At 47.6% G+C, this 16,405-nt stretch carries 14 protein-coding genes; 3 read left to right on the forward strand and 11 right to left on the reverse strand.

Going from position 1 to position 16,405, the window contains the following annotated elements; all coding sequences use genetic code 11:
* Positions 1–49: 49 nt before the first annotated feature.
* The 3 genes from HMPREF1139_RS12110 (at position 50) to HMPREF1139_RS03550 (ending at position 5,934) form a co-directional block, all read left to right on the forward strand.
* On the forward strand, positions 50–2,329 hold the full coding sequence (locus HMPREF1139_RS12110) for a molybdopterin oxidoreductase family protein (protein ID WP_169765172.1): 2,280 nt from the start codon (positions 50–52) through the stop codon (positions 2,327–2,329).
* Positions 2,330–2,436: 107 nt separating this feature from the next.
* Complete coding sequence (locus HMPREF1139_RS03545) at positions 2,437–3,450, forward strand: ABC transporter substrate-binding protein (RefSeq protein WP_009650182.1); 1,014 nt, start codon at positions 2,437–2,439, stop codon at positions 3,448–3,450.
* A 342-nt stretch (positions 3,451–3,792) separates the two neighbouring features.
* Entirely contained in the window at positions 3,793–5,934 is a 2,142-nt protein-coding gene (locus tag HMPREF1139_RS03550; RefSeq protein ID WP_009650324.1) for a TonB-dependent receptor, read from the forward strand.
* A gap of 45 nt (positions 5,935–5,979) precedes the next feature.
* On the opposite strand, the gene HMPREF1139_RS03555 is transcribed toward HMPREF1139_RS03550, so the two are convergent.
* The 11 genes from HMPREF1139_RS03555 to HMPREF1139_RS03605 all read right to left on the reverse strand — a co-directional run bounded on the left by HMPREF1139_RS03555 (position 5,980) and on the right by HMPREF1139_RS03605 (position 16,204).
* A complete protein-coding gene (locus HMPREF1139_RS03555) occupies positions 5,980–6,402 on the reverse strand; it encodes a nuclear transport factor 2 family protein (protein WP_009650299.1) in 423 nt (140 codons plus the stop codon).
* A gap of 145 nt (positions 6,403–6,547) precedes the next feature.
* A complete protein-coding gene (cmoA, locus tag HMPREF1139_RS03560; RefSeq protein WP_009650098.1) occupies positions 6,548–7,252 on the reverse strand; it encodes a carboxy-S-adenosyl-L-methionine synthase CmoA in 705 nt (234 codons plus the stop codon).
* A complete protein-coding gene (locus HMPREF1139_RS03565; RefSeq protein WP_009650142.1) occupies positions 7,249–8,115 on the reverse strand; it encodes a bifunctional riboflavin kinase/FAD synthetase in 867 nt (288 codons plus the stop codon). The genes cmoA and HMPREF1139_RS03565 overlap by 4 nt, the downstream gene beginning before the upstream one ends.
* Positions 8,081–8,794, reverse strand: a complete 714-nt coding sequence (gene tlyA / locus HMPREF1139_RS03570; protein ID WP_009650073.1) for a 23S rRNA (cytidine-2'-O)-methyltransferase TlyA — start codon at positions 8,792–8,794, stop codon at positions 8,081–8,083. The genes HMPREF1139_RS03565 and tlyA overlap by 35 nt, the downstream gene beginning before the upstream one ends.
* Entirely contained in the window at positions 8,784–10,748 is a 1,965-nt protein-coding gene (gene ligA, locus HMPREF1139_RS03575; RefSeq protein WP_009649935.1) for an NAD-dependent DNA ligase LigA, read from the reverse strand. Before ligA ends, tlyA begins: the two co-directional genes overlap by 11 nt.
* A 192-nt stretch (positions 10,749–10,940) precedes the next feature.
* Positions 10,941–12,248 carry a hypothetical protein gene (locus HMPREF1139_RS03580; RefSeq protein WP_009650049.1) on the reverse strand — a complete coding sequence of 436 codons (1,308 nt, stop codon included), beginning with the start codon at positions 12,246–12,248 and terminating at the stop codon, positions 10,941–10,943.
* The gene (folP, locus tag HMPREF1139_RS03585) at positions 12,239–13,381 is read right to left on the reverse strand and encodes a dihydropteroate synthase (protein WP_009650106.1); all 1,143 of its coding nucleotides are present in this window, start codon (positions 13,379–13,381) and stop codon (positions 12,239–12,241) included. The genes HMPREF1139_RS03580 and folP overlap by 10 nt, the downstream gene beginning before the upstream one ends.
* Positions 13,378–13,998, reverse strand: a complete 621-nt coding sequence (locus HMPREF1139_RS03590; protein ID WP_009650202.1) for a DNA polymerase III subunit delta' — start codon at positions 13,996–13,998, stop codon at positions 13,378–13,380. The genes folP and HMPREF1139_RS03590 overlap by 4 nt, the downstream gene beginning before the upstream one ends.
* Entirely contained in the window at positions 13,999–14,541 is a 543-nt protein-coding gene (locus tag HMPREF1139_RS03595) for a HobA family DNA replication regulator (RefSeq protein ID WP_009650262.1), read from the reverse strand. It abuts the gene before it with no gap.
* On the reverse strand, positions 14,541–15,740 hold the full coding sequence (locus tag HMPREF1139_RS03600) for an aspartate kinase (RefSeq protein ID WP_009649931.1): 1,200 nt from the start codon (positions 15,738–15,740) through the stop codon (positions 14,541–14,543). Before HMPREF1139_RS03600 ends, HMPREF1139_RS03595 begins: the two co-directional genes overlap by 1 nt.
* Complete coding sequence (locus HMPREF1139_RS03605; protein WP_009650266.1) at positions 15,740–16,204, reverse strand: RNA pyrophosphohydrolase; 465 nt, start codon at positions 16,202–16,204, stop codon at positions 15,740–15,742. Before HMPREF1139_RS03605 ends, HMPREF1139_RS03600 begins: the two co-directional genes overlap by 1 nt.
* Between the last annotated feature and the right edge of the window lie 201 nt (positions 16,205–16,405).

A 16,405-nucleotide genomic window follows, 5' to 3' on the forward strand; every position in this document is an offset into this window, starting at 1 on the left:
ATTACACCATAAATCAATGTGCAAATTTTGCACATAGAAGGAGAAAAGAATGAAAGAGGGCAAAGTAATCTGTCCTTATTGCGGGACGGGTTGTCAAGTAACGTTGCACGTCGAAAACAACGTTATCAAGTATGCCACCGGTGTCGAAGATAACCCTATCAACCAGGGAAATCTTTGTCTAAAAGGCTTTTATGGCTGGGACTATGTCGGAGCTCCGGATAGACTTACCAAACCGATGATACGCAAGAAAAACGGCGTATTCAGTAAGGACGGAGATCTCGAAGAGGCTAGCTGGGACGAGGCGCTTGATCTAGTCGTTTCAAAAATGAAAGAGGTCAAAGAAAAATACGGCCCCGACGCATTAGTCGGAAACTACTCCGCACGCTGTACGCTTGAGGACAACTACGTCGCTCAAAAGATCATGCGTGCAGTCATAGGAACAAACAACGTCGATCACTGTGCACGCATCTGACACGCTCCGACAGTAGCGGGACTCGCTAAAACAATCGGAAACGGAGCTGCCACAAATAGCTTTACAGAGATCGGACCATACAGCAACTGTATCCTAATGATCGGCTCAAACCCGGAAAACGGACACCCGATCGCAGCTATGCATATCCAAAGAGCACTAAACCGCGGTGCGAAACTCATCGTCATCGACCCGATAAAAACAGAATTCGCCAGCCGTGCAGATGTGCATTTACAGCTTGCGCCTGAGCATAACATCGCTGTTATAAATTCGCTTCTTTACGTCATCTTTGACGAGGATTTAGTCAATTGGGACTTTGTAAACGAATGCACCACAGGTGTCGAATACGTTCGCGAAGCCGTCAAAGACTATTCGCCAGAAGCCGTCGCAAAATACACGAATTTAAATCCTGATGACATCAGGAAAGCCGCCAGGATGTATGCGACTATCCGCCCGGCAGTCATCACTCACGGTATGGGTGTAACGCACTTCAACCACGGTGTGGGCGCGGTTTGCGATATTTCAAATCTATTTTTGCTTACAGGCAATATCTGCGAGCTAGGAAGCGGCGACCTACCGATACGTGGTCAAGAAAACGTCCAAGGCTGCTGCGATATGGGCGTTTTGCCAAATATATTCTCAAATTTAGGCTCCGTGACAGATCCTAAACAAAGAGAGTGGTTTGAAAACGTATGGCACCTAGAGCCTGGCTCATTAAGCGGAAAGATCGGCATCCACAAAACGGAAGTGCCTGACGCGATACTCGATGGCAGAGTGCATTTCTTCTGGACGATGGGCGAAAACCCGGTCATGACCGATCCAAATACCAACCACTTCCTAAAAGCGATATCAAAGGTCGATATGTATGTCGTTCAAGATATCTTCTTGACTGAGACTTCGCTAAAAGCCGACGTCATCCTTCCGGGTGTGGCAAGTAGTGAAAAAGAAGGCACTTACGCTAACGCAGAGCGCCGCGTCCAACACAACGAAGCCGTCATCACACCTCCGGGCGATGCACGCCAAGACTGGTGGATCATCTGCGAGATAGCACGCCGTTTGGGAGCTACCGAGGGCTTTAACTTCAACTCACCTGAGGAAATTTGGGAAGAGCAACGCAAATGCGACCCACGCAGATACGGCGGCATGAGCTATTATCGCCTCAAAAAATATCACGGACTTCACTGGCCATGCCCGGATGAAAACGATATGGGCGGTCAAAGCCTTTATCTTGATAAAAAATTCTTTACGCCTGACGGAAAGGGTAAATTTATCCCTTGCCTTCACGTTGGTAGCGTAGCCGAGATCGAGCCGGCGCAAAAAGAATTTGCAAAACGTGTAAATTTACCTGAAGGTTGGGAGGTCATGGCAGGAAGCGTGGACGAGCCGACAGACGATGTCTATCCGATACAGCTCCTCACCACTCGCAAAGTCTATCAATACGCAGGCGGTGTAATGACAAGGCGCTCAAAAGCTATCGAAGAGGGTGGCGACAGCATAGGACCTATCGCCGAAATGAACCCAAGCTTAGCCGAGAGATACGGCATAAAGCAAGGCGACTTCATCAAAGCATGGAGCAGATACGGCTACATAGTCGTCAAAGCCGATGTTACCGACATCGTGCCAGACGGCGTGATACAAATGTCATATCACTACTGGGAGAGCTGCTGCAACGAGCTAACCAGCAACGGCTGGGACTTCATCAGTAAGACGCCGACATTTAAAGCCGCGATCCAGATAGAAAAAATAGACGAAGCGGAATTTTTACGTGTGCGCGAGCTAAAACGTATCAAATTCCAAACTTCAAAGGTCATTTACGACGACTTCCATCATCACGATGCAGCCGCAGCCGTAAACGAATAAAATTTGCCAGCCCACCTCGGGCTGGCCTCTCCTACTAATAAGACTATAAATCTAAATACATTTTATGCTATCCTACCGCTAAATAAATCTAGTAAAGGTAAACCGATATGAAATATCTGTCATTAATATTTTTTATTGTCTTAAATTTATATGCGGCGCAGCTAAAAAGCATCACTGACATCTCCGGCGAAGTGGTGGAGATCCCGGCGCAGATAAATAGCATAGCCGCGCTGTGGGATGCGAACAATCAGGTCATTTTCATACTTGGCGGCGAAGCAAAGATCGTCACAACGACCGATGTCGTAAAGCAAAATCCCTGGTTTGTGCAAATTTACCCGCATATAAAAGATATCCCCGCCACTTGGAATAAAAACTCGATCCAAATCGAAGAGATCATCAAACTAAACCCCGACGTGGTCATCATCCCGAACAAAGGCTTTGCCGATACCATCCGCAAACAAGGGCTAAAAGTCATCCGCCCCGTGTTTTCGTCATATGATGGCTTTAAGCAGAGCGTAAGGATAACGGCAGACATCATCGGCGATGACGCACCAAAGAGGGCGGAAGAGTTTATAACGTATTTTGACGCGAACGTGAAGCGAGTGACAGACAGGATGAGCAAATTCAAAGAAAACGAAAGGGTGCGCGTGCTGCATATCGTAAGCGGCGCAAACATCACGCGCGTAGATGGCTCAAAGACGATAATGGACGAGTGGATCAGGGCTGCGGGAGGCAAAAACGTGATAGAAAAGACGGGAAATTTGCTAAACATCACGCTTGAAGAGATAATGGCTGCCGATCCCGATGTCATCATAATAGGTAGCGAAAAAAGCGAGTACTGGGTAAATAAATTTTACGAAAATCCTACGCTTTCGGGATTAAAGGCGGTCAAAAACAGGCGCGTGTATGCAAACCCGATGGGCGTTTTTAAATGGGACAGGCACGGAGCCGAGGGGGCTTTGCAAATTTTATGGGCGGGAAAAATTTTACACCCCGAGCTATTTACCGACATCGATATGAGAGCCGAAACGAAGGCGTTTTATAAAAGATTTTTCAGATACGATCTAAGCGACGCGGAATTTGAATATATGTCAAAAGGACTAAGCCCAAGCGGCGAGTAAATTTCAAAAACCTTGTTTATAGTTCCCACTTCGCAAACCCTGCTTGCTCCGCAAGACGCCGAACATATAGCACGAAAATTGCGTTCAGCTTTATAGCTTCACTGATTTTTTGCTTCGTTATACTCGCAACTGCGAGCAGAGCGGCGGCGATAGCGTCGCTTCACAAGGTTTGGCTTCGCTTTGTGAAAGCTAAAACAGTACTTTATTAGAATAGAGCCTTTAAGATTTATTCAGTACTTTTTTACCCTTAAAAAGATAAAATTATTTTTAAATATTTATAAAATAACGAAGTAGCGGTATTTTAGAAAGACTAGATTAAAATTTTATATTTAAGGGGTAAATATGAAAACGGGGTATTTTCTAAGCGTAGCGGCTTGTTTGATGTTGGCTCAGGAGTTGAGTGCTACCGAAAAGGTAACGCTAGAAGGCGTGGAGGTAAATAGCGTCGGCGATAATATCTCTGAAAGCGGCGTGGGCGAAGGTATGCTAAATAAAAATGTCCAAAACGGGCTATTTGCCGGCACAAAGGTGCAGGACGTCCCATATCAGATCAACACGATCACAAAAGAGATGATGTCAAATCAAGGTGCGCTTGGCGTCGAGGATACGGCAAAATTTTTCCCATCGATGAATATCCAAGGCGACGGCGCGCTCGGACGTAATCAAACTCGCGGCTTTGCAGGCGGTATCGTGGGAAATCACTTCTGGGACGGCTTTTACGTGGCTTCTACGACGGCGATGCCGATGATAATGTTTGAGAGCTTGCAGGTGCAAAGCGGTCTCATCGGCTCGCTTTACGGCGGACAAGCTCCAAGCGGAAATTTCAGCTATACCTTAAAACATCCCGTAAATTCACAGCACGCGATCTGGGCGGACTATGCTTCTCGCGCAAATTTTGGCATCGGGCTTGACAGCTCGGATAAATTTGAATATATCGGCTACCGCGGCGTATTTTACACGAGTGACGGGGCAAAGCAGGCAAAGGATAGCAATCTCCAACGTAGGCTTGCTAGTATGGTGCTTGAATTTTACCCAAGCGAGTCTGTGACGATAGAGACTGCCGGTAGCTACTACGAGCACCATATGCGCGGCTTTGCAGGCGGCATCGCCTTGCCGATAGACGGGGCTACCGGCAAGGCGAAGTGGAGGCTTCCAGATCCGCTTGATAGCAAAACGCCGGGGCTTGGACAAAAATTTGCCGGTGTGAATTTATTTAGTAAAAATTTAAGCCTCAAACTAAAATACGCCCCGAGCGATCGCTGGTATTTCGAGGGCGGATTTGGACTGCATAGAAACGACCGCGATATATTTCGCGTGACAAATATCATCACGGGCAATAACGGCGAGTACTCGCAAAAACACGACGGCGGTATGCCAAATACGGCGATTTACCGCGTGGATATAAAAAGCGCGTTTGCCAAGGCGACGACAAATTTTGATACCTTTGGGCTCAACCACGACCTAGGCGTGCAGGCAAATGGCTACAAGACGACTTATAGCGCTTACAATAAAAGCTCGACCTCCGCGACCATCGCAACAGGCAATATAAATAGCCCTATCGTTGTAAATTCTAGTTCGGCTAAAAAGGGCGGCGGACTGCACAAGACGCAGATCATCGATATGAGAAATATCGCGGTGCTCGATAATATCAGGATAAACGATAAATTTAGCCTTATTTTAAGCCTCTCAAACGTCTGGTTTGACAACACCTCAGTCGCCACGAGCGGTGCAAAAAAGAAAAACGTCGATAAATCAGGGCTTAGCCATGGTGCGAGCCTAGTTTATAGACCAACCCAAAATTTAAGCCTCTATCTCACATACGCTGACAGCCTCCAACAGCCCGCATACAACAGTGTCACGAACACGACGCTAGATCCATATAGGAGCAAACAATACGAATTTGGCGTCAAAGGCAGGTTTGACGAGCTTGACGTCTCGGCGGCGATATTTGATATGAAACGGCCTATCGCGTATCTGCGAAACGGCTCGTTTAGCGTGCAAGGCGAGCAGCGAAACAGAGGGCTTGAGCTGACTGCAGGTGGCAAACTCGTGCAAAATTTGAGTCTATTTGGCGGTATCACGATGATGAACAACAAGCTAAAACACGCTCAGCTAGCCGCAGCCGAGGGCAAAAACGTGATCGGCGTGCCAAAGACGCAGGTAAATTTACTCTTTGACTATGTCGTGCCAAATACCGACAAGCTCGCATTCAGCACAAATTTCCACTACGAGAGCGGGATGTATATCGATGATGCCAACACACAAAAAACGCCTAGCTTTTTCACGACCGACATCGGTGTGAGATATGTCAGCAAGGCACTTTTAGGCAAGCAAACGACGCTAAGATTTAACATCAACAATCTATTTAACGAAAAATACTACTACGCGATGATGTTTAGCAACGACAGTATAGCAAATCGCAACAACACTTTCCACCTTGGTGAAAGTAGGACGTTTATGCTTTCAGCGGAGGTTAAATTTTAATCCCAAAATAGCAAGAGACTTACAAGGTCTTTTGCTATACATCATTTAAGAATTTTTCACTAAAGACCCGGCTATCTGCATACAACCCTTAAATCCCCAATATATCCTGTGATAAACGATCGATCGCCCCTTTAGCTCCATAAGCTCCAAAATATCGATCTGTTCGCCATCAGGAGTCTGCCTAGGATACTCCCAAACGAGGAGGCTCCCGTCAGTTAGGAATTTGCCGTTTCGATACCATTTGACGAGCTCGTTTGGCCGCTTTTTCGTCCCGGCCTCTAAAAATCGCCTTATCTCGGCCTTGCCACGTAAAATTCCATCTTTTTTGTCATCCAGTATAGCCATGACTAGCGGGCTTTCAAATACCGCGTCCTGGCTATAAAGCTCCAAAAGCGCATCCACGTCCCTACTTTTGGCTCTTTCGTGCCACTGCTCGTAGATAAATTTAGCATTTTCATGCTCTTGCATTTTGATCCTTTCTTGCTCGGCTCTCGCGTCCGCTAGGTAGCTCCTGGAACGATTAAAAATTTACGAAACGTTCGTTTAAGATACCGACGCTTCGTTAAAACAGAGCCAAATTTTACAAATCAGCACTTCATAAAAGCTCAAATTTTCACTTAAACGCTAAAAACGTCATGAAATTTCCCCATTTAAACACGCTCTCCACGTGCTTAAATCCCGCACCCAAGGCAAGCGTGCGGTTTTCCTCCTCGGTGTAAGGGATGAGCACGTTTTCCAGTGCCTCTCTTTTTTGCGCGATCTCGTAGCGCGAGTAGCCCTGTTTTTCCTTGTAGTTTTCATAGATTTCGATCATATTTTTGGCAAATTTCTTATCCTCATAGATGATCTTTTCGCTAAAGACGAAAACTCCGCCCTCGTTTAGTCCGTCGTATATGCTCTTTACCAGCTGCGCACGCTTTGGCGGGCGGATAAACTGAAGCGTATAGTTCATCATCACGGCATCCATTTGGCATATTTGGCTCTCAAGTACGTCACCGACGCTAAATTTTATCTTAGCTCCATACGCCTTTGCCTTTTTACGGGCGTTTTCTATCATCGCGCTCGAGCTATCCACGCCCTCTAGCACGAGATCATCTCTTAGCTGATTTAGTAAAAGCAAGCTTGTAGCAGTCGAGCAGCCAAGATCGATCACGTGAGCTTTAGCAGGTAAAATTTTAGCCAAAATTTCACTCACGAGCTTACCGCTGACGTCATAAAACGGCACGCTGCGCCCTATCATATCGTCAAATACGCTCACCACAAAGTCGTCAAATTCAAACTGCTTTTTTATCGGCTCTTTAAAAATTTCATCTCTCATTTGCAAGGCCCTTCGCTGCCGTATAGCTCGCAAACCCCCACCATCGTGCGAGCCTCTTTGATATCAAGCTCGATCCTGGCTTTAAGCTCGTTTAAATTTTCAAATTTCATATTATCGCGAAGCCGCTTTATGAAGCAAACGGCGACATGCGACGCACTAACGTCTATCTCGTCTAAAACGTGCGTCTCGACGCTGAATTTACCGTCCGTGCTGACGCGGTTGCCTATGAAGGTGACCGAGCCGTAGGTCGCGTAGCCTATACGCGTGCGTGTGGCATAGACGCCGCTTTTTGGCAAAAGATAGCTTTTTACGTCTAAATTTAGCGTCGGTACGAGCTCTTTTGAGCCAAGCCCCTGCCCGCTTATCACGTCGCCTTCTATCGAGTATTCGCGCCCGATGAGGCGGTTAGCGCCGCTGACGTCGCCTTGTTTGATGAGCTCTCTGATAGCCGAGCTATGCACGCCCATGCAGTTGAAGCATACCTCATCGACTACGACCACTTCGCCGTCAAAGAGGCGCTTTAGATCGTGCTTGTCCCACGCCCTGTTCCGTCCGAAACGAAAATCATACCCCACGACGATCTTTTTTAAATTTTTAAAATCCCGCTTCAAAAGCGCGATGAATTCCTCACCGCTAAGCCCCTTTATGCTCTCAAAATCATAAAAAAAGCAAGGATAGTTCGAGTACTCGGCACGTTTTAGCCCCGGGGTGATGTTGGCCTTATTTTTGTCGATGACGACCAGGCCGCCGTATTCGCCCAGCTGCTTTAAAAGTTGCTTGTGTCCGCGATGAACGCCGTCAAAATGCCCGATCGCAACGGCGGTTATGTTATCTTTTGTTAAAAGCGTAGAAAAATTCGGCATTGCCTTCCTTTCCTTTGATCTTGCACTCTTTGCAGGCTATCTGCACCAGCTCTTTTTGCGCGGCGGCCAGCTCAAATTTACGTCTGGCTAGAGCCACCGCCGCTTTATCGGTCACGACGCCTTTTTTGTTGCGTTTAGCCTCTTTGCCGACCTCAAACTGCGGCTTAAACAGCACGATGATAAGCGCGCCGCTCTTTGCGTTTTTGCAGATCGCATCTAAAATTTCGATGACCGAGATGAACGCCACGTCGCAGGTGATGAGCTCAAAGCCCGCCGTGGCGGCAAACTCCCTGATGTCCGTGTTTTCATAAATTTCTACTCGCGTATCGCTTCGCAGCTTCTCATCTAGCTGATCACTGCCCACGTCGACGCCAACGACGCTGTTTGCGCCATTTTGCAACAAAATCTGCATGAAGCCGCCGGTGCTTGAACCGATGTCAAGCGCATCTTTGCCTGAAATTTCAAAATTTTGCCCGTCTAAAAAGCTCTTTAGCTTCATCGCCCCTCGCCCGACATAAATCTCATCAAGCAGCGCGACGTCGTGGCTGTGGCTCTCGCACTCAAAGCTTGGCTTGTCGCAAATTTTAGAATCTAGCATAATCTTGCCGGCCTTTATGAGCTCGGCGGCCTTATTCCTACTTATGTTTAGCACATTTGCAGCGTAAATGTCAAATCTCAAGCTTCAGCCTCTCAAACTCGCCCTCATCTATCACGCGAATGCCAAGCTCTACGGCTTTTTGCAGTTTGCTTCCGGCGTCGCTTCCTGCCAGTACGAAGTCCGTTTTTTTAGAGACCGAGCCTGCTACCTTTGCGCCGTAGCCCTCAAGCTCGGCTTTGATCTCGTCTCTTGGTCGGCTTAGCGTGCCCGTTATCACGACGCTTTTGCCACTAAAGGCGTTTTGCGTGATCTGCTTGCGCTCAAAGCTCGGACGAACGATACTTTGCAGGGCCAAAATTTCATCTTTATTGACCTCTATAAAATCCATCAAGCTATTTGCCATCTCCTCGCCAAAGCCTTCTAGATCTTTCACCTCGTCAAAGTCGGCCTCTAGCCAGCCCTCGCCAAAATTTTGCGCGATCTTTTTAGCCGCCACCTCGCCGATATGCTCGCAGCCAAGCCCGGTGATGAAGCGCGCTAGGCTCGCGCCCTTGCTCGCCTCTATCGCGTCAAGCAGGTTTTGCGCCTTTTTGTCTTTAAAGCCTTCAAGCGCCATCAGATCTTCAAATTTTAGTGAATATATATCGATAACGCGAGATATCAGCCCTTTTTCATAGAGTAAATTTATGATCGCCTCGCCCAGCCCGTCGATGTTTAGGCATTTTTTGGAGGCGTAATGTATGATCGAGTTTATCACGCGAGCGCGGCAGTTTAGATTTTGACACTTGATGAAAACGCCCTCGTCAAGCAGATGCGAGCCGCACTCGGGGCAAAATTTTGGCCGTATTATTGGCGTTTGCGTGCCGTCTCTACGCTCTTTAAAGACGCTTGTTATCTTTGGTATCACGTCTCCTGAGCGGATGATGCTTATAAGATCGTTTTTCATCACGCCAAGGCGCTCGATCTCGTCAAAGTTATGCAAAGTGGCCGATTTTACACGCGCTCCGTCGATGATGACCTCATCAAGCACGCCAACAGGCGTCACGACGCCGCTTCTGCCTACCTGAAGTGCCACGTCAAGCAGCCTAGTGGTTTTTTCGATCGCGGGGAATTTAAACGCGACCATAAATTTTGGGAATTTCACCGTGTAGCCCAGCTCCTCGCAGCGCGCCAGATCGTCCACGCGGATCACCATGCCGTCCATCATCACGTCCTTTTCGTCGCGCTGTTTAAGAAGCTCGTTATAAGCGCCCGCCAGACCGTCGGCGTCCAAAATTTTAAAAAAATCATCCCTATAAAAGCCAAGATCGCGTACGAATTTCATCACTTCGCTATGCTTGGCAAGCCCTAAATTTTGCTCGCCCACGCCCCAAGGGATGAAAAGTAGCTTTCTTTTGGCTGTCACGGCGCTATCTAGCTGCCTCAAGCTGCCTGCAGCCGCATTTCTAGGGTTTGAGAGCAGGGTCTCGCCGTTTCGCGTGCGCTCCTCGTTTATCGCGTCAAAATCGGCCTTTTTTATGACGACCTCGCCGCGGATCTCGATGCGGCCATCGTAAGAGATGTTTAGCGGGATAGACTTTATCACGCGAGCGTTTTGCGTGACCTCTTCGCCCGTGATGCCGTCTCCGCGCGTTATGGCCCTTACCAGCATGCCCTTTTCATAGAGTAAATTTAGGCTCGCTCCGTCAAATTTCGGCTCGGCTACAAAGCTTAAATTTTGCTTCTCACCGCGTTTTAGCCACGCGACAAGCTCCAACTGGCTAAAAATATCCTCCATGCTCCACATCTGCTTGATGTGCCTAGCCTTGCTAAAGCCTTCGCTGACGCCTCCGCCTATCCTGGTAGTCGGCGAGAATAGCGATTTTTGGGCGGGATTTACCTGCTCGTAGGCCAGGACCTCGTGGTAAAGAGCGTCGTACTCCTCGTCGCTGGCTATCGGCGCGTCGTCGTCGTAATAGGCCTTCGCCCACGCATTTAGCGTAGCCACCGCATTTTCATAGCTCTCTTTTGAATCGATTCGCATAAAATTTTCCATTTTCTATCCTGTTTGATTACGACATAAAATAGCGATGCGTTGCTAAATGTCGGTTTAAAATCGTTTTCTTTTACTCTTAGGTGCTGTTTGTATCAGTCGTTTGCGTTCGCTTACTTAATCTGTCGCAGATCGCTACGCTCTTCATTTTTCAGGCTTGCGTTTGGCACTGCTCATGTCAAGCACGGCAAGCTCTTAAGTACATTGCATAAAAAATGCACTCGTCTTGCTCTCGTCACACCAAAACACATAGCAGATTCCGCCGCTTCCAAAGAGCATTTCGCCACCATCCGTGCAGCCAAGCTCTGAGTCAAGCTGCATCAAAAACCGCATTTTCTTACCGCTGACTGGGCATGTCGGCACATCGGCACTTTGTATCCAGCAAGGCTCACCGCCTATGCGAAAGAGATTTTCTCTGCTGTTTGCCATGCCCCAGTCTTGCTTTTGCCATCTTTTTGGCGTAACTGCGAGCGAGACCTCGCACGGGGCTATTGGTTCGTCTACGGCGCACCTTATCTGTGCTCTCTCGCCGATGAGGTGCGGATAGCCTTGCTCGTCGTGACGGTAAAAGCACAAGCCGCCCTCGTTTATTTGATTTAGATGTGCGCCCAGCGTCAGACTCTTTAGTCCCGTGACGCCAAGCCCCACCGGTAGTCCCTCAAAGGTGATGATGTGGCAAAGCGGGTCATTCTCGTCATCTTCTAGCACGCCGCCAAATTTATATCGCTCGTTGCCAGCGGGTAAATTCCACGTAGGATGCAGGTCTTTTCGCAGCCAGATATGGCGCTGGGCGGTAAAATAGCCTTTTGGAAAGATGATGTGAGACACGCTGTTTGAGTAGTAGCTTTTGATCTGGCCGCACTCAAGCATAAAGCCAAAGTCTTGCAGATACCACGCTAGATACTCTGCTGCGCCGTCCTTTTTCTCAAAAATATCGTTCGCAAGCGCGTATTCGTAGGCAAATTTGACATTTCGCTCATCTCCCGTGGCTACCAGACACTCAAAGAGCTTGCCTGTGTCCGCACCCCCAAAGACCAGCATATCGCGGTAAATTTGCGCGTTCTCAAAGCTTAAATTTCGCCACGGATAGTTCTCGTAGTATGTGCCCTCGTTTGGTTTTAGCTTGTAGATTTGCTCCAAATACGGGTGCAGCAGCCACTCGCACTCAAGGCTGGCTTTTGCGATGACCTTCTCGGCGTTTTCGTTAAATTTGCACTGCCTTTTTTGAGCGTTTGCCGAGTCGAATTCCACCTGCAAAATTTCCACTGCCGTTTTTATGAGTGCGGCAAAATCCTCTAAATTTAGATAGCTCAAAGCGTCGTTGAATATAGTCGCGCTACTTGGAATTCGTCGTAAAAATTCGTCGCAAAATGCGTAAATTTTGGCTTCGTCTTTCACGAGCTCGTAAAATTTGTCATAAAGATTTGGCGATCTAAAGCCGTCTTTTTGAAATTCGTCGATAAAACCGCGAACCTCTTGGCAGATTTTATCGCTCACTTCCATAAATTTACCTCGTTCATCGCATTTTGTAGCGCAAACATCTGCGCATGCTCCGCCACGTCGTGCGTGCGGACGATCGTCGCGCCGTTTTCGTGAGCCTTTAGATGTAGATAAAGGCTACCCGGCAGTCGCTGGCTCACCTCGCTTGGGCTGTAAAAATTTATCACGGACTTCCTGCTCGCGCCTACTAAAAGCGGATAGCCAAAGTGCAAGAAATGCCCCAAATGCTTGATAAGTAGCAAATTTTGCTCTGCCGTTTTTCCAAAGCCGATACCAACATCAAGCACGAGCTTTTTAGCCCCAAGCTCGCTCGCCTTTGCGATCTTGTCCGCAAAAAAGGCGTCCATCTCGCCCAGCAGATCCTCATAATGCGGCGCTAGCTGCATCGTTTTAGGGTCGTTTTGCATATGCATCATGCAAAATTCCGCGTCGTAGCGTGCCGCTAAGGAGGCTAAATTTACGTTTGCCGTGATGTCGTTTATCATAGCAAAGCCGTGATCTAGCGCGTATTCTAGGCAGTACTCATCAAAGCTATCGAGGCTAAATTTCGCTTTTTCGTGTAAATTCAGGCGGTAAATTTCAGCTACGACGCGCTCTATGCGCCTAAACTCCTCCTCACGGCCGCAATACTCGCTGCCTGGCCTGGAGCTCACTCCGCCGATATCGATGTAGCAAGCCCCTTCTTCTATCATCGCCTCGATCCTCGATACGGCGTTTTTAGCATCTACGCGGCTTGCGGCATTGAAGCTATCTTCGTTGATGTTTAGGACGCCCATTATCTGCGCCTCGCGCGGTTTTTTAAAATTTTGGTTTAAAAAATCAGCCAAATTTTTCAAGCCAAAATCCTGCATCTTTTCTTTTTTACTTAAAATTTCAAACTGCGCGTCCGTGCCCATCAAAAGTGCGCTGCTTCGCTCCTCACGCCCAAATATCGTATCTTTGTTCGTAACCAGCTCGGCCCCCGCACTTAGCGCGTCTTGCTTTAGGATATTTGCCGCCGGAGAGCCGATGTCATCTATAAAGATAAAATTTATGTGAGATTTTTTAGACATCAGCTTCAGCCCGCCAACGCTTGGGGCTATGCGCTTACAAATGGCGTCAAAGTCCGAATTTTCGTTTATCCTATAAAATTTCAAGAGCGTCCTTTTTCAAAAATAGTGAGTAAAAGCGGGGTCAAAAGAGAGTGAGACTTTGAATTTAGATCGGCCAAGCGCACGAGATCGTAAAAGTATCCAAGCTCGTCCACGCTAAATTTATATCCCGCCTCGCAGGCTTTTAAGACTATCGCGGCGATGAGCTCTTTTAGCTCGTTTTTGCCGAGTTTATCGGCGCGCTCGCTCTCTACGCACTCGTCTATGAAATTTGAAATTTCTTTGAGGCTTAGGCTTTTTAGGTTTAAATTCACGCTCATGCGAGCGGTTTTGGTGAGTCTGTTTTCCAGCACCAGACGCGATCTGATGGTAGCAAGCAGTAGGTTTTTGCTATTTGCCGCGATCAAAAACTGCACGTTTCTAGGCGGCTCTTCGATGATTTTAAGAAGTGCATTTTGAGCCTCGATGCGGTAGCTTTTAGCCATTATGACGAGTAGCTTTTCGCTGATCTCGGCGATATAGGCCTCAGACATCACATCGCGTGCGTTTTCTATCATAAACTCGTCATATATGAAAAATCTCAAATTTTTGACGCCAAATTCGGCTTCAAGCTCTTTTTTTAATGTCTCAAAATCGTTTGTGATGACGATTTTACTATACATCTACAAGATGACCTTAGCAAACAAGACCGCGTCTATGCTCTTGTCAAAGAGCTTAAATAGCGTCAGCAACTTGACGTCTAAATTTTCATCGCCGGAATTTAGCGTGAAGCTGTTTTGAGCCTGCTCGTCAAAGAGCCACATATAGCTGCTCTCGGCTGATTTTGCTATCGCGGCGCGCTTGTCTATGCTTTTACCGATGTAAAAATAGACATATCCGTTTGGAAACGCGAGGCTTAGCATATCTTGAAGCAGTAAAATTTGCTCTTTGGAGTTTATCTCATCAAGCGCGGGATATAGCGCTCTTAGACTGACGAAAGGCAGTAGCGGGCGAGCGTTTGAGGCGCGGTTTATCTTTTTTAGCAAATAGCTCTCAAACCACGAGCGCTCGTCATCGGTTATGACTATAAAGGTGCGACCCTCAAGCAAAAATTTAAGCCTAGAAGCAAGCAGAGGCGTCCACTCTACGCGGCGCTCCTCCATCCAGCTCATCAGCGATTTTTCCTCTCTGATCGCCTCAAGCGTCCATTTTATGAAGTCCTGCATTATTTATCTAGCTTATAGGCTTCATGAAGTACGCGAACAGCCAGCTCGCCATATTTTTGATCGACTATCATCGAAATTTTTATCTCGCTGGTCGAGATCATTTGGATATTTATCCCCTCTTTGGCCAGGGTCTCAAACGCAAGACATGCTACGCCGCTGTGACTTTTCATGCCTACGCCAACGACTGATACCTTCACTATCGCATCGTCATACTCCACGTTTCTGGCCGCAGAGAGCTTTTGCATAGTCTCTTTTGCGAGCTCCAGCTCGTTTTGAGGCACTGTAAAGCCTAAATTTGTCGTGCCGTCGTGCCCTACGTTTTGTATTATCATATCTACGTTTATGTTTTTCTTTGCAAGAGCGGTGAAAATTTCAGCTGCGATGCCCGGTTTATCCACTACGCCTCTTAGCGTTACTCTTGCTTGATTTTTATCCAGCGCTATGCCGCTTACCAAAACTGCTTCCATATCCTCTTCCTTTACTATGAGTGTGCCTTCGTTGTGATTGAAACTGCTTCTAGTTACAAGCTTCACGTTTAGTTTTTTTGCCAGCTCTACCGAGCGATTTTGCAAGACCTTAGCCCCTGCACTTGCCAGCTCGAGCATCTCGTCGTAGCTCACTTTTTCAAGCTTTTTGGCTCTTTTTTCTATCCGCGGATCGGTCGTATAAACGCCGTCTACATCGGTGAAAATTTCACATAGATCAGCGTTTAGAGCCCCGGCTATCGCGACTGCGCTAAGGTCGCTACCACCTCGTCCAAGCGTCGTTATATCGCCGTGAGCGTCTATGCCCTGAAAGCCGGCTACCACGACGATCCTACCCGCTTTTAGCTCCTCTTTCATACGCGTCGTATCTATGGCTTCGATGCGAGCTTTAGTATGCACGTCATCAGTCGCTATGCCTGCCATCGCGCCCGTAAGAGCCACACAAGGATAGCCTTTTGCATTTAGAGCTATCGTAAGAAGCGCCGTAGTCACTTGCTCGCCCGAGCTTAGCAGCATATCGGTAGCTACCGGGTCCGGGTGCTTGCCAAAATACTCAGAATACTCCACGAGCTGGTTCGTCACGCCACTCATCGCAGAGACGACCACGACGACGTCGGCGCCGCTATTTTTAGTCTCGATGACACGCTGTGCTACCGCATCTATGCGCTCGAGTGTTCCCACGCTAGTTCCGCCAAATTTTTGAACGATCAGCATTAGAAAAATCCTTTCTCTTTAAAATAACTTAAAACCTTAACGTAAATCGGCTTTTTGAAGTGATTTATCCCGTCAAGCACGTTTTTGACATCCACGAATTTATAGTCGTCAAATTCAGGATGCTTCGTCTTTAAATTTATCCTCGCATCGGCATCTAGGCGCACTAAAAAATACTTTTGCGTCTGCCCGTCGAAAGGATACATCTTTTTAGCCGCTCCGCTTGGAAAATCATAGCTCAGCCACTGCGGATACTCGTCCAGCACTTTCACTTTGCCCGTGCCTATCTCTTCTTCAAGCTCCCTTAATAGCGCCTCTTTAGGGCTCTCGCCCTCGTCTATGCCGCCTTGAGGAAACTGCCAAACATCGCTGAGATCTACTCTGCGCGCGACGAAAATTTCGCATTTGAAGGGATACGAGCTTGCAAGGATAACAGCTGCAACATTTGGCCTATATTTTTTTTGCACCTTCGCCCGCCTATCTAAATAAAAATTTTGCTGATTTTAGCCTAAAAGACTTTATATTCGGCTTTAAATTTAGGCCCTGCTTTATAAAGTGATAAACGAGCGCTTTGTAAATCTTACTCGCTCCAAGAGCGACCTGACGCAGACGCGAACAGTGTTTGTGTGGGGGCGAATAGCCGAACATGTAGTACGATTTTGGCAGTC

It is taken from the genome of Campylobacter sp. FOBRC14 (assembly GCF_000287855.1).
Classification (GTDB): Bacteria; Campylobacterota; Campylobacteria; order Campylobacterales; family Campylobacteraceae; genus Campylobacter_A; species Campylobacter_A curvus.

What these genes read in the sequence shown, in the direction of transcription:
- HMPREF1139_RS03545 (WP_009650182.1), top strand. Translation starts at nt 2,437, where the DNA reads ATGAAATATCTGTCATTAATATTTTTTATTGTCTTAAATTTATATGCG.
- HMPREF1139_RS03565 (WP_009650142.1), bottom strand. Translation starts at nt 8,115, where the DNA reads ATGCCGAATTTTTCTACGCTTTTAACAAAAGATAACATAACCGCCGTT.
- HMPREF1139_RS03590 (WP_009650202.1), bottom strand. Translation starts at nt 13,998, where the DNA reads ATGTATAGTAAAATCGTCATCACAAACGATTTTGAGACATTAAAAAAA.
- cmoA (WP_009650098.1), bottom strand. Translation starts at nt 7,252, where the DNA reads ATGAGAGATGAAATTTTTAAAGAGCCGATAAAAAAGCAGTTTGAATTT.
- HMPREF1139_RS03555 (WP_009650299.1), bottom strand. Translation starts at nt 6,402, where the DNA reads ATGCAAGAGCATGAAAATGCTAAATTTATCTACGAGCAGTGGCACGAA.
- HMPREF1139_RS03550 (WP_009650324.1), top strand. Translation starts at nt 3,793, where the DNA reads ATGAAAACGGGGTATTTTCTAAGCGTAGCGGCTTGTTTGATGTTGGCT.
- ligA (WP_009649935.1), bottom strand. Translation starts at nt 10,748, where the DNA reads ATGGAAAATTTTATGCGAATCGATTCAAAAGAGAGCTATGAAAATGCG.
- HMPREF1139_RS03600 (WP_009649931.1), bottom strand. Translation starts at nt 15,740, where the DNA reads ATGCTGATCGTTCAAAAATTTGGCGGAACTAGCGTGGGAACACTCGAG.
- HMPREF1139_RS03595 (WP_009650262.1), bottom strand. Translation starts at nt 14,541, where the DNA reads ATGCAGGACTTCATAAAATGGACGCTTGAGGCGATCAGAGAGGAAAAA.
- HMPREF1139_RS03580 (WP_009650049.1), bottom strand. Translation starts at nt 12,248, where the DNA reads ATGGAAGTGAGCGATAAAATCTGCCAAGAGGTTCGCGGTTTTATCGAC.